This window comes from Novosphingobium sp. BL-S-20 (assembly GCF_055521635.1).
This window is the reverse complement of sequence record NZ_CM145493.1, coordinates 1270675-1283929: the sequence shown is the minus strand read 5'-3', so window position 1 is coordinate 1283929 and position 13255 is coordinate 1270675. Positions and strand designations below refer to the sequence as shown.

The 13255-nt window shown below is 65.3% G+C and carries 8 protein-coding genes and 1 riboswitch; of the genes, 4 read left to right on the top strand and 4 right to left on the bottom strand.

Going from position 1 to position 13255, the window contains the following annotated elements:
• The first annotated feature begins 103 nt into the window (after positions 1-103).
• From ACZ1II_RS05375 to ACZ1II_RS05365, 3 genes are read left to right on the top strand one after another with little or no spacing between them, the layout of a single operon-like run.
• Positions 104-1402, top strand: coding sequence for a TolC family protein (locus ACZ1II_RS05375; protein ID WP_465143386.1), 1299 nt, complete (start codon positions 104-106; stop codon positions 1400-1402).
• Positions 1395-3539, top strand: coding sequence for a type I secretion system permease/ATPase (locus ACZ1II_RS05370; RefSeq protein WP_465143385.1), 2145 nt, complete (start codon positions 1395-1397; stop codon positions 3537-3539). The genes ACZ1II_RS05375 and ACZ1II_RS05370 overlap by 8 nt, the downstream gene beginning before the upstream one ends.
• Positions 3536-4753, top strand: coding sequence for an HlyD family type I secretion periplasmic adaptor subunit (locus ACZ1II_RS05365; protein ID WP_465143384.1), 1218 nt, complete (start codon positions 3536-3538; stop codon positions 4751-4753). The genes ACZ1II_RS05370 and ACZ1II_RS05365 overlap by 4 nt, the downstream gene beginning before the upstream one ends.
• A 4-nt stretch (positions 4754-4757) precedes the next feature.
• Here ACZ1II_RS05365 and ACZ1II_RS05360 read toward each other — a convergent pair whose 3' ends face one another.
• The 3 genes from ACZ1II_RS05360 to ACZ1II_RS05350 all read right to left on the bottom strand — a co-directional run bounded on the left by ACZ1II_RS05360 (position 4758) and on the right by ACZ1II_RS05350 (position 9965).
• The gene (locus tag ACZ1II_RS05360) at positions 4758-5171 is read right to left on the bottom strand and encodes a hypothetical protein (RefSeq protein WP_465143383.1); all 414 of its coding nucleotides are present in this window, start codon (positions 5169-5171) and stop codon (positions 4758-4760) included.
• A 327-nt stretch (positions 5172-5498) separates the two neighbouring features.
• Positions 5499-7160 carry a cation:proton antiporter domain-containing protein gene (locus ACZ1II_RS05355; protein WP_465143382.1) on the bottom strand — a complete coding sequence of 554 codons (1662 nt, stop codon included), beginning with the start codon at positions 7158-7160 and terminating at the stop codon, positions 5499-5501.
• A 276-nt stretch (positions 7161-7436) separates the two neighbouring features.
• On the bottom strand, positions 7437-9965 hold the full coding sequence (locus ACZ1II_RS05350) for a PepSY domain-containing protein (protein WP_465143381.1): 2529 nt from the start codon (positions 9963-9965) through the stop codon (positions 7437-7439).
• A gap of 329 nt (positions 9966-10294) precedes the next feature.
• Here ACZ1II_RS05350 and ACZ1II_RS05345 point away from each other — a divergent pair, with 329 nt between their 5' ends.
• Positions 10295-11665: an IS1380 family transposase gene (locus tag ACZ1II_RS05345; RefSeq protein ID WP_465143380.1), complete on the top strand. Its 1371-nt coding sequence runs from the start codon at positions 10295-10297 to the stop codon at positions 11663-11665.
• 196 nt (positions 11666-11861) lie between these two features.
• On the opposite strand, the gene ACZ1II_RS05340 is transcribed toward ACZ1II_RS05345, so the two are convergent.
• A complete protein-coding gene (locus tag ACZ1II_RS05340; protein ID WP_465143379.1) occupies positions 11862-12929 on the bottom strand; it encodes a threonine aldolase family protein in 1068 nt (355 codons plus the stop codon).
• A 54-nt stretch (positions 12930-12983) separates the two neighbouring features.
• Positions 12984-13096: riboswitch (SAM-I-IV-variant riboswitch) on the bottom strand.
• Positions 13097-13255: the final 159 nt, after the last annotated feature.

Genomic DNA, 13255 nt, shown 5'->3' with positions numbered 1-13255 from the left:
AGAGGAACGGAATGAAAGGCAGCCAGTAACCGCTTCCGGAGAATTACCTCCGATCCGGCAGCAATTTGCAGTGCAGCCATCCGAACCGCCAGCCCGGTCGGTCATGGAGGCGCCGACAGTGGAAGGGGCGCCTTCGGAACGCGAAGGGCAGGCGGATGCACCTTCGGTTCCGCCGCAACTCGATCTTTCCGATGCGGTTGTGCTTACACTGTTGCGCCACCCGGAAGTGGCGCGGGCCAATGCGGCCCTGGCGCGGGGCCGCGCCGACCTGGGCGCGGCCAAGTCGGTCTGGACGCCGCAAGTGGGCTATCAGGCCAATATCGGGCCGAACATGCTGTCCGGCCGTAACACATCCGGCCTCAACGAGAATATGGCCGGTCCCAGCATCTATCTCCAGCAGCAGGTCTGGGATTTCGGTCGCTCGAAGGGAGAGATCGGCGCGGCCCGCTCGACCATGCGGCAGCGGCGCTACGAACTGGAATCGGTGGCCGATCAACTGGCAGAGCAGGGCGCCGTCGCCTTCCTCCAGGTCAAGCGCTACGAATTGCTGTCGGTCGAGGCGAAGAAACAGGTCGAGGAACTGGAGCGTCTGCGCCACCTGATCGGCCTCCGCGTCAATGCCGGGGTTTCCGACAAGTCCGATCTCATGCTCGCCGACGTTCGCGTGGAAAGCGCAAGGGGTGAGGCGATCCAGGCGGAAACCGCGTTCGCAGTGGCCCAGTCCACGTTGCTCAACCTGATCGGCGATCTGCCGCTGGCTTACACCGATCCCAGCGCCCAGATATCGCGTTTCGAAACCGGCGACGACGAACCCGATTACGAGAAACTGCCCGCTGTCGTCGCTTCCGAAGAAGCCGAGCATGCGGCGGCGGCGAAGATCGGCCAGGCCAAGGGAGAGCGCTATCCCCGCCTCGGCCTGCAGCTTGGCTATACGCGCAATAACTATACCTACAACACGCGCGACAATTCGTTCTCCGGCATGGTGACGGTGACGGGCAATCTCTACCGCCGCAGCGATCACTATGTGATCGAAGCGGCCGAGGAAGATCGCCGCGCGGCCGAGGCAGTCAAGGATTCGACCGTTTTGGAGGCACGCGGCAAGGCGCTCACTGCACGACAGGAAGTTCGCGCCGGGCGGGCGCGGATCACGGCCTACACGCTTCAGGAACGGCAGGCCGTGACCGCCAGCCGCATCTTCTTCGAGGAATACAAGCTCGGCAAGCGCACCCTGACCGAGCTGCTCAACACCCAGCTGGAAATCTACCGCGCGGCGAGCGCCCGTATCGTCGCGGAATACGACATCATGGAAGCGCGCGTCCGCTTCGAGAACGTGAGCGGAACCTTGCGGCCTTCGCTCGGCCTGCCCGCCCGCCTGCGTGAGGAGGAAGACTTCGATGGCTGATATTGGCGAAGCGCTTCATGCCCCCTGGACGGCAGCGGTGGCCGCGCTGGGTACCCTCAAGGGGGTGCCGGTGGGGGCACAGGAACTGACGAACCGGCTCTACTGGTCGGAAGGGCAGGACGCCGAAAAGACGCTGATCCACGCGGCGCGGTTGTCCGGTCTTGAATTCCAGATCGTGGCCATGCGCCTCGACGAAGTGCCGCAGATTCTGCTGCCCGCCATCGTCGAACTGAACGACGACGGTGCCGCGATCCTCCACGCCCGCGATGCCCGCAGCGTGCGCGTTTCGATGCCGGGCATGCGGCAGGATGCTCCGGTCGAAATCCCGATCGACGTGTTCCGGGAGCGGACCACGGGCCGGGTCGGCTTCGTCGAACCGCTGTCCACGCGTTCGCGCGATGCCCGGCTCGACGAATTCCTGCGGGCACCGTCGCGTTCCTGGCTGTGGGACATCATCATGGCCGATCGACGGGGCTATGGCGAAGTCATGCTCGGCTCGGTCTTCGGCAACCTGTTGACGTTCGCCACCTCGCTTTTCGCCATGCAGGTCTGGGATCGGGTGATCCCCGCGCAGTCGATTCCGACGCTCTGGGTCCTCGCGCTTGGCACCGGCATGGCGCTGACGTTGGAACTCCTGCTGAGGACCGCGCGCGTGCAGCTGGTCGATCGCATCGGTCGCCGTGCGGACATGGCGATCTCGTCGCGCATCTTCGCTCGCGCGCTGGATATCCGCAACGATGCCCGGCCGCGCTCGACCGGCGCGCTGATCGCCCAGCTTCGCGACGTCGAGCAGATCCGCGAGATGCTGACCTCCACCACCGTCTCGGCGCTGATCGACCTGCCGTTCATCGGCCTGTTCCTGGTGCTCTTCGCATTCCTCGCCGGGCAGCTGACCTTCGTGCTGATCGCCGCGGCGGCGCTGATTGTGCTGCCGGGCCTGCTGCTCCAGCGCCCGCTTGCCCGGCTGGCGACCGAGGGCATGCGCGAGGGCGCCTTGCGCAATGCGATTCTCGTGGAATCCATCGAACGAATCGACGAGATCAAGTCGGCTCAGGCCGAGGCCCGCTTCCAGTCGCTCTGGGAGCGCCTGACCCTCGCCGGAACCCGCGTCGGCGCCGAGCAGCGCTTCCTCGCGGCGCTCTTCGTCAACTGGACCCAGACGCTCCAGCAACTCGCCTATACGGCGGTGGTGGTGGCCGGCGCCTTCAAGGTCATGGAAGGCGACATGACGATGGGCGCGCTGATCGCCTGTTCGATCCTGACCAGTCGCGCGCTCGTGCTCTTCGTGCCGTTCGGCCAGATCTTCACCCGCTGGCAGAACGCCAAAGTCGCGATGACCGGGCTGGAGGACCTCTTCGCCAAACCGGTCGACCACGACCCCGAGCGGGGGCTGCTGCGCCGCGCCGCGCTTAACGGCTACTACGAGATCAAGGACCTGACTTACGCCTACGATCCGGAGGGACCGCTGGCGCTGAAGGTCGACCGCCTGTCGATCCATGCGGGCGAGCGGGTGGCGCTGCTCGGGCGGATCGGGGCGGGCAAGTCCACGCTGCTGCGATTGCTATCGGGGCTGGCCTGGCCCACCACCGGCGAAGTGCTGCTGGACGGCACCAACCTGACACTCATCAACCCGGTCGATCTGCGGCGGGACACTGCTTATCTGGGACAGGGGGCGCAGCTTTTCCTCGGCACGATCCGCGAGAACCTGATGATCGGGGCGCCCGGCGTGAGCGACGAGCAGATCATCCATGCCCTGGCGGTGACGGGCGGGCTGCCGCTCGTACAGAACCAGCCGCAGGGCCTCGACCTCTTGTTGCAGGAAGGCGGGGTAGGGCTTTCGGGCGGCCAGCGGCAGACTTTGCTGCTGACCCGCGCCCTGCTGCGCAACAGCAATATCCTGCTGCTCGACGAACCGTCCGCGCCGCTCGACGATATCAGCGAGCGGGCGCTGGTCGCCAACCTCGGGAAATGGCTGCGCGGGCGGACATTGGTGGTCACGACCAACCGGCCGGGGCTGTTGGACCTTGTCGACCGCGTGGTCGTGATCGATTCCGGCCGCATCGCGATCGATGGGCCGAAGGAGAAGGTTCTTGCCGCCCTTGCCGGACCTGCCGGTCTCCGGGAGAAGCGCGCATGAGCGGCGGGGCAGGGGCGACCGTGGCGCCGGGCAGCAGCTTGCTGGAAGGCATCGGCGGCGAGGAGGACAGCCGCTGGCTGCGCACCGTCGGCCGGCTGCGGATCATTCCGGTGCTGTCGGTCGGCATACTCGCGTTTCTGGTCTGGAGCTATTTCGGCGTCCTGGACGAAGTCGCGGTGGGTACCGGCAAAGTCACACCGCCCTCGCGCTCGCAGGTGATCCAGAGCCTTGAAGGCGGCATCGTCAACGGCATCTTCGTGCACGAGGGCGACATCGTCAAACCGCACGAGAGGCTGGCGACACTCGACCGTGCCCGCTTCAGCTCGATGCTCGGCGAGGCTGAAGCCAAGGCGCGGGCGCTGGAAGCCACGGCCGCCCGTCTGGAAGCGGAAATCAATGGCGGCAGTCCGAATTTCCCGCAGGCGGTACGGGAGACACCGGGCTTGATGGCCCGCGAGATGGAACTGATGCACTCGCGCAGGCAGAACCTCGATGTCGCCACCGCCAGCTTGCGCCAATCACTGGCCCTGACCCGGCGACAACTCGCGATGACAGAGCCACTGGTCGAACTGGGCGCGGCGAATCAGGTCGAGATCATCCAACTGCGCCGCCAGGAGAACGAAATCCAGGCCAAGCTCGATTCCCTGCGCAACCAGTATGTGATCGATGCTAGTGCCGACTATGCCAAGGCGCGTGCCGAACTAGACCAGACCGTTCAGGTCATCGGCGGCCGCCGCGACCAGCTCGACCGGACGGTGCTCTATTCCCCGGTGCGCGGGATCGTGAAGAATCTGGAAGTGACGACGATCGGAGGGGTCATCCAGCCGGGCGGCTCGCTGATGGAGATCGTGCCGCTGGAGGACCAGCTCCTGATCGAGGCACGGCTCTCGCCCCGCGACATCGCCTTCATCCGGCCGGGCCAGCCCGCCACGGTGAAGATCACCGCCTACGATCCCTCGATCTACGGGACGCTCGCGGGGACGGTAGATCGCATCTCGCCCGATACCTTGCAGGACGAAGTGCATCGCGATCAGGTCTATTACCGCGTCTACGTACGCACCCAGCGCTCCACATTGCGAACCAAGAACGGGCATGAATATGCGATCATGCCGGGCATGGTCTCGACCGTGGAGATCAGGACCGGTCGCAAGACGATCCTGCAATACCTGATGAAGCCCATCAACAAGGCCAGGGAGGCCATGCGCGAGCGGTAAAGGCTCAGACGCGCTGGCAGGTCGAAGTCGGGGTCTTGCCGCTGCCCTTGCCGAGCTTGGCATGGATGCGGGCGAGGAAGGAGCGGGTGCGGGCCTTGGGTTCCGGGTCGTTGCAGCAGGTGATCTTCCAGGTGCGGGCGCGAACGTCCGCCGGTTCTCCGGCCAGCAGGCGATTGCGGTCGCCCACGGGTTCGACCGAGGCCTCGCCGGTGTTGCAGATGTCGTCCGCTCTCGCCACGGCGCTGCCGCCGCCCGAAGAGCCGCCACCCCCACGTCCGCCGCCTCCGGCTCCACCGCCACCTCCTCCTCCGGAACCGCCCCCGGAACCGCTGCCGCCTCCTCCACCTCCATTGCCGCCGCCCCCGCCGGACTTGGCGATAGCGGGCGAGGCCAGCGAGGTGGACAGGAGCATCGTCATGGTCGGTGGCACCAGCAGGGAGTATTTCCCGCATGCCGCGAGAAAGGACCGTCGGTCGCTTTCCCCTTGCGAGCCGGTGAAGACTTCGGGCTTTTCCATGACTTGCCTCCGCATCCTGCCCCTGTCTTGAAAGTACAGGAACGCCGTGCTGAGGTAACGCGCTCTTGAGAGTGGCCGGAGCCTCTACGGAAGTTCGGTGCGCTACATCGGATGGTTCCGGCAGCTAACACGCTTGTACAAAAGGGCTTTCGGATAGCTTAGGGAGGATCCACCAATGGTGCTGCCCCTCATCCGCCTATCGAGCAATCCTGGGCAAATTGGGGAATATCAGGTAGTTTGGGCCCGGTTTCGAAGTCCTGTCGAGCGGAGCAGTTCCAGCAGGCGCCGTGCGATTTCGCGTTCCCCCATCACGACATGGTCGGCGCCGATCTTGGTAAGGTGCTCGACTTCCTCGTCCGAGTGCGCGCGTGCCAGGATCTGGATGGCGGGGTTGAGCTGACGGGCGCGCTGAGCGATCACCCCGGCTTCGAAACCTTCTGGAATGGCGATCATCAGCCGGGTCGCTTCCCTTACTCCGGCTTCATCCAGCACGTCGTCGCCGGAGGCATTGCCGGCAATGACGGTGTGGCCGGTCTCGCGCGCCCGTTTGACGAGATCGGGTCGTTCTTCGACCACGATGAGGTTGCGCAGGTCGTCGGTCAAGCCTTCCGTCACCAGTCTGCCGACGCGGCCATAGCCGATCAGAACGACCCGCTCGCCGGCTCGGGTGGGCTCGCGGCGTTCGCGTTCGGCGGCGGCCACCGATTTGACGAGGCTGTGCCGTCCGGCGAGCCAACGGAAGATGAGCGGGTTGAGGAAAATCGAGAAGATCGCTCCAGCCAGGATCAGGTCACGGCCCTCCTCCGGCAGGACCTTGAGTTGGACGCCGAGTGCCGCGAGCATGAACGAGAACTCGCCGATCTGGGCAAGGCTGGCGGCGACGGCCAGCGCGGTCTGCGTGGGATGACCGAAGAACCGCACGATCGCGACGGCGGCCAGCGACTTGCCGAGGATCACGATAAGCACGGTGGCCAGAACCGCGCCGGGATTTTCGATTACCACCGAGGGATCGAACAGCATGCCCACGGACACGAAGAACAGTACCGCGAAAGCGTCCCGAAGCGGCAGGGTTTCCTCGGCGGCGCGGCGGCTGAGTTGCTTTTCGCCCATGACCATGCCTGCAAAGAAGGCGCCGAGCGCGAAGGACACGTCGAAGAAATAGGCGGCGCCGAAGGCCACGCCCAAGGCTATCGCCAGCACGGCCAGACGGAACAGTTCGCGCGAGCCGGTATGCGCGGCCCAGTGCAGCGCCGCGGGGATCACGCGCTTGCCGACGATCAGCATAAGCGCGATGAAGCCGCCGACTTTGGCGAGTGTCAGCCCGATGGTCCAGGCGAGGTCCATGCCCGACTGGGCGCGCCCGTTCGCCAGACCGGCCAGCGCGGGTAGGAGCACGAGCACGAGAACCATGGCAAGGTCCTCGACGATCAGCCAGCCGACCGCGATCCGTCCGCGCTCGGTGTCCATTAGGTTGCCGACCTGAAGCGCTCGCAGCAGGACTACGGTGCTCGCCACCGAAAGGGCAAGGCCGAAGATCAGTCCTCCCGCCAGGTCCCAGCCGAGCCAGGCTGCAAGGCCTGCGCCCATGGCCGTGGCGATCGCAATCTGGAGCACGGCGCCGGGCACGGCGATATTCTTGACCGAAAGCAGGTCCTTGACCGAGAAATGCAGGCCGACCCCGAACATCAACAGGATCACGCCGAGTTCCGCCAGTTCGTTGGCGAGGGCGCTGTCGGCGACGATGCCGGGCGTGAAAGGACCAACCAGAACGCCTGCGAAAAGATAGCCCGCCACCGGCGAAATCCTCAGCCGATGGGCTAGCGCGCCCATAGCAAAGGCCACGACCAATCCGGCAACGACCGTTCCGACGAGAGGCGTGGTATGCGGCAATCAACACTCCCTGCCCAAAACTTGCGGTGCCCAAAACTTACGAGGCCTGCAGGCACCGACGGCTCGTTCACTCCAGGGATGAAACGAAAAATACCGCAAGCCCCGCCGTCGCCATCGAGACGACCAGCAGGAGCGGCAGCATCCACCCCGGAGCTATAGTACGCTTACGGACCATCGCCGGTTTTCTCCGCCTGCGTCGATGGTCCATCATGCTCCGGTAATGCGGTCTGCTTCGTGACCCATTCGCTTCAGAATGTTTCCAGGCGCAGACTCCGTTCAGTAGATGTCGCGCCGATAGAGACCGGCTTCGGCCATGTCCTCCAATCGCTCGTCGCCGAGCGCCGCGCGCAGGGCCGCATCGACGGCGGGCGCCATGCCCTGGAGACTGCCGCAGACCAGGATCGCGGCGCCATGATCCACCCAATCGAGGAGGTCTGCCTCGGCTTCGGCCAGCAGATGCTGGACATACCGGCCGCAATCGGCATCGCGCGACCATGCCCGGTCGAGGCGGGCGAGGGTGCTGCTTGCCAGCCATCCCTCGATCTCTTCGGCCAGCAGTGTGTCGTGGGCGCGGCTGCGTTCACCGAATAACAGCCAGTGGCCTCCGCGTCCGGCCTGCTCGGCCGCACGCAAGTGACCGCGCAGGCCTGCGAGGCCGGTGCCGTTGCCGATCAGGATGAGGCGCTTGGCCTCGGCGGGGGCATGGAAGCCCTCGTTCGGGTGCAGGCGTAGCGAGACTTCGCTGCCGAGCGGCGCGAAATCCGTCAGCCAGCCTGAGCCGAGGCCGAGGGTGCCGTCGGTCCGCGAGACCTGTCGGATCAGCAGGTCGAGGCGGCCATCGGCGGGGATCGAGGCGATCGAATATTCGCGGTGGGGCAGCGGGCGCAGCGCCGCGAGCAGTTCTTCAGCGCTCGCGACCGGACGATCCGGGACGAGCGACAGCGCGAGATGTTCGGCAAGCGGCCGTCCTTCGATGACGTCCGCGCCGTTCAGTCCGCTGTGCGCGAGATAGGCGGCGACACGTGCCGGATCGTTGGCGCCGGGCAGGACTTCGGCGATATCTCCCGCCTGCCAGTCGCGGGCGCTGTCTTCACAAGGCTCCAGGCTGATCAGGAAAGCAGGTCCCCCAGCGCTGCCCGGATTGAGCAGGCGGCGTTCGACCAAGCGCCAGCGCTCATAAGCGGCAGGCTCCCAGTCCGGCATGTCCGGTTCGGCGCCGAGGGCAGCAAGCTGCTGTTGCCATTGGCGCTGGGCATCGCCGTCGTCGCCATCGACCTCGATCATGTCGAACAGGCGGCGGGCACCACCTGCATGGAGCCAGTGATCGACCGAATGGCCAAAGGCGCAGAATTCGGGATATTCGCGGTCACCGAGCGCGAGTACCGCATATTCGAGGTGATCCGCGCCGGGCGGCGTCGCCATGACCTGCCGCGCGAAACGGCGGGCCGGGTCAGGCGGTTCGCCTTCGCCGTAAGTGCTGACGACGAAGAGCGCGCGGTCGACTTCGGACAGCACGCCATCGTCCACGGCCGAGAGCGGCATGACCCGCGCACCGCCGAGTGCGGCGGCGGTCTGGCGGGCGAGGCGTTCGGCGCCGCCGGTCTGGCTGGCGAAGGCCACGAGCAGGTCGCCGGTCGCCGTGTTCTCCGCTGCCGTGACGGCCTCCGCTTCGACCGCGGCGAGAGCGCGCTTGCGCTTGCGACGAGCGAGATAGAGCAGCAGGCCGGTGACGGTGAAGAGCGGCATCGTCAGGCTGGACAGCAGCAGCAGGATGCGCCCGCCGATGCCGAAGAAGGCACCGCGATGCAGTTCGTACATGCTGGTGGTGATGACTTTGCCGATCTTGCGGTCGGCATAACGGTCGGCCTTGAGCAGTTTGCCGCTGGCAAGATCGACCTTGATGTCGTCTACCATGCGATCGTGGCGGGCGTCTGCCAGTATGACGCGGAAGCTGGCGGGTTCATGGCCCTCGGGCAGGGTGAGGGAAATCGACTTGTAGTTGTCGTCCATGGCGGCGATCACGGTCGGCCAGGCGCGCGCGAGGCTGGGCGCTCCGGCAGCTTGGCCTCCATGTTCGCCCTTCTTGCCGCCGCCATGGCCGCTTTCCTCGCGGCTGGTCTTGCCGGTGAGCGTGTAGAGCACGCCCTGTCGATACCAGTCGTAGGACCACCAGAGACCGGTCAGCGCGCTTAGCAGATAGACCAGCGCCACCCAGCCGCCGATCACCACATGAAGTGCACGGTAAAGGTTCCGCCCGCTCATGCGCAGATCGAGTACGAGCCAGGAGCGCCAGTCGAACGTCCGGCGCGGCCAGCGCAGATAGAGACCCGAAATCGCGAAGAACACCAGCGCGATCGCGGAGAAGGCGGTGATCTGGCGGCCCACGCCGTTGGGTCCGCCTGGCAGTGCAAGCCAACGGTGCAAGTCCTCGATGGTCCGGAAGAATCCGGTGCCGGTCGCTTGGCCCAGCAGCATCCCGCTGCGGGGGTCAACATAGCTGCGTTCGCCGCGCCGTTCTCCCTCGCGGGCCGCGAAAGAAACGCTCCAGGCCGCCTGCGGATCATGTTCGACGCTCAGACGCTCGACAGCGATACCGGGGCGCTGGGCGGAAGCCCGTGCGATCACTTCATCGGGCGACAGCGGCGCGCCACTTCCCGGCGCAAGCGTGACGACCCCCGGACTGAGCGCGCGCATGATCTCGTTCTCGAAACTCAGCGCCGCGCCGGTCACCCCCATGACGGCGAGGACAAATCCTGCCGTGATGCCGAGGAACCAGTGGATCTGAAATAGGACTTGCCGCGTCACCTGTCGCTTCCCGAATTCCGATGGCACGGATCGTCAGACGACGGCCATCGACAGCACGCTTTTGCGCACCCCCTGATGAATGGCTCGGCTAATGAGATCAAGTTGCAATAGCAACAGAAAACCGCTGATCTATCGGTTTGAAAAGAGCGTCCGGGGCTCCTTTTGCCTCGCTGGAAGCGATTGCCCCGCCTGAACTCTCCACGGGCAGGGCAATCTCCTAACCCGGCTTATTCATCGGGCTTGGTCAGAAGGGTTGGCGGGAGTGGTGTAAGCGATTGCTTTGGTGTAGGAAAATGGGTGTCTAGACCAGTCCTGCAGCGAGGCAATTTATGCCACGGGCCACACCCGCCGGGAGCGATGATAGCGCGCCGGGATTTTCGTTTCCAGCGATCGGGCGCAAGAAAATCACAGCCGCGTTCGACGGAGGTCGGCTCACCTCGGATGGCGGTGTTCTGCTGCTGGCACAGGCCGAGCGCGCGATGGGGCTTTGCCGGCGGCTTGCGGCTTGCATTGCCGATCCGCGGGACCCTGTGCGGGTGATCCATCGCCTTGATGACATTCTGCGTGCCCGCGTGTTCGCGATCGCGTGCGGCTACGAGGACGCCGATGATCTCGACGCTCTGCGTGACGATCCGGGCTTCCGCCTGGCGCTGGACAAGCTGCCGGGATCGGGCGCGGGGCTGGCCAGCCAACCGACGATGAGCCGGTGGGAAAATGCGCCGACCACACGCGAGCTGGCCAGGATGATGGCCGCGATGATCGACATCTACTGCATCAGCTACCCCGCCGCGCCGGCGGCGGTGACGCTGGATATCGATGACACCTGTGACGTTGTTCATGGCTATCAGCAGCTCTCCTTCTGGAACGGGCATCATGGCGAGCGCTGCTTCCTGCCGATCCATGTCTACGACACTGCCACCGGCCGACCGGTGGCGATGCTACTGCGCACCGGCAAGACACCGTCGGGCGCCGAAGCTGCCGGCCACATCCGGCGCCTGGTGCGCCATCTGCGCCGGCACTGGCCCGAAACGCACATCACCATCCGCGGCGACGGGCACTATGGCCGGCCCGAGGTCATGGCCTTCTGCGAGGCGGCCGGCGTCGATTACGTGTTCGGCCTGCCAACCAACGCCGCGCTGCGTGCTGATCCCGAAATCGTCGCTGCCGCCGATGCCTGCGCGGTTAAGCGGGCTCAGCGCCAATATCCGGTCCTGCGCAACTATGCCGAGACCCGCTACGGCGCGAAGAGCTGGAAGTGCCAGCGCCGCGTCGTCGCCCGGATCGAGGCCAGCACGCTGGGCATGGACATCCGCTATGTCGTCACCTCGCTGGCCGAAGGTTCGGCTGAGCATATCTACGACACCCTCTACTGCGCTCGCGGCAACGCCGAGAACCTGATCAAGCGCCACAAGACCCAGCTTGCCAGCGATCGTACCTCGTGCCGATCTGCCAACGCCAACCAGATGCGCATCATCCTGCACACCGCCGCCTACTGGCTCGTGTGGCGCATCCAGCAGGAAATCCCGAAGGCTGCCCCGCTCGCCACCGCCGAGTTCGCAACGCTGCGCCTGCGGTTGCTCAAGGTCGCCGCCCGCGTCATCGAAACCGCTACGCGCATCCGCGTCGCCTTCGCGTCAGCCTGCCCCGATGCCAGCCTGTTCAGAACCATTGCCACCGGCCTCCGGCCGGCACCCACATAACCAGCGCGGCAGTGCCGCCGAAAGCCCGAGCCCTCGTCCTTCAACCTCGAAAAGCCCATCGATCCTGACGCGGTGAAAAAACCCGCCGGAGGAGCTTGCTCTGATCACCCGGCGACCGACAAACCATGCTCGGACCAACCCGGAGCGGAGGCCTCATGAATAGTGCGGGCTAAGTCATGAAGTTAGTGCCGACTTCTCAGGCGGTAGTCAGTTGGGGGATACGCGCGCCGGCAAGCTCGACGATATCGGCGGCAAGACGATCGACCTGCTCTACATCGGCATCCCAGGCAAACATGAAGCGGGCTCCGCCGCCGATGAAAGTGTAGAACCGCCAACCACGCGCGCGCAGCCCGTCCAGGACCGGCTCCGGCGCGGCGAGAAACACCGCGTTTGCTTCTACCGGGAAGATCAGATTCAGCCCGTCGATGCCCGATACCGCATCGGCAAGGCGCCGGGCGCAGCCATTGGCATGGCGTGCATTGTTCAACCAGGCGCCGCTTTCAAGCACGCCGATCCACGGGGCCGAAAGGAAGCGCATCTTCGAGGCGAGCTGGCCGGCCTGCTTGCAACGATAGGAAAAGTCCTCCGACAGGGCGCGGTCGAAGAAGATCACCGCCTCACCCACGGCCATGCCGTTCTTGGTGCCGCCGAAGCAGAGCACGTCCACCCCTGCCTGCCAGGTGATCTCGGCCGGCGTGCAATCGAGCGCAGCGCAGGCATGGGCGAAGCGGGCGCCGTCCATGTGCAGCTTCAGGCCGAGTTCGCGGCAGGTCGCCGAAATCGCCTCGATCTCGGCCACGCTATAGACTTGTCCGGTTTCGGTGGGCTGGGTGATCGTTACAACGCGGGGCTTGGGAAAGTGGATGTCCGAACGGCCGACCGCCAGTGTGCGGATGGCTTCGGGCGTCAGCTTGCCGTCGGCGCTCTGGGCGACGAGAAGCTTGGAGCCGTTCGAGAAAAACTCCGGCGCGCCGCACTCGTCAGTCTCGACATGGGCTGAGGAAGAGCATATAACAGAATGATATGATTGACAAAGTGCTGCCAATGCCAGCGAGTTCGCCGCCGTGCCGTTGAACGCGAAGTAGACGTCGCAATCGGTGGCGAACAGCGCGCGAAAGGCGTCGGCAGCGCGCAGTGTCCATTCATCCTCGCCATAGGCCGTCGCCGAACCCTGGTTGGCAAGCTCCATCGCAGCCCAGGCTTCCGGGCAGATTCCGGCATAGTTGTCGCTGGCGAATTGTTGGGCTGGCAGGGCGTGAGGCATGCGGTATTTCCTTCGAGACTCGATGAGCCGGAAGCGTGCGACGGCGATGTAGCTGGAAAACCCGATTGTTGCCGGTCCGGCCACATCCCTTCGCATGTCTGCGAAGGTACCACCTTGCTCGGGGAGCAGGTTGGTGCCGGGCGCGATCCCGACTCTTGATGCTGGACCGGCTCTTAGGCGATCCCCCCGAATTCGTCAATCGGTGGCAGCAGCATATCCTTTTGCTCCGCACGATCAGCAGGAAGGCTGACTCGACGGAATCGCGGCTGCTTCGTAGGTTTTTCCGAGGCTTCCGGTCGTCATGCCGGGCGGCACGAGGACGCAAA

What these genes read in the sequence shown, in the direction of transcription:
- ACZ1II_RS05360 (WP_465143383.1), bottom strand. Translation starts at nt 5,171, where the DNA reads ATGACGATGCTCCTGTCCACCTCGCTGGCCTCGCCCGCTATCGCCAAG.
- ACZ1II_RS05375 (WP_465143386.1), top strand. Translation starts at nt 104, where the DNA reads ATGGAGGCGCCGACAGTGGAAGGGGCGCCTTCGGAACGCGAAGGGCAG.
- ACZ1II_RS05340 (WP_465143379.1), bottom strand. Translation starts at nt 12,929, where the DNA reads ATGCCTCACGCCCTGCCAGCCCAACAATTCGCCAGCGACAACTATGCC.
- ACZ1II_RS05345 (WP_465143380.1), top strand. Translation starts at nt 10,295, where the DNA reads ATGCCACGGGCCACACCCGCCGGGAGCGATGATAGCGCGCCGGGATTT.
- ACZ1II_RS05370 (WP_465143385.1), top strand. Translation starts at nt 1,395, where the DNA reads ATGGCTGATATTGGCGAAGCGCTTCATGCCCCCTGGACGGCAGCGGTG.
- ACZ1II_RS05365 (WP_465143384.1), top strand. Translation starts at nt 3,536, where the DNA reads ATGAGCGGCGGGGCAGGGGCGACCGTGGCGCCGGGCAGCAGCTTGCTG.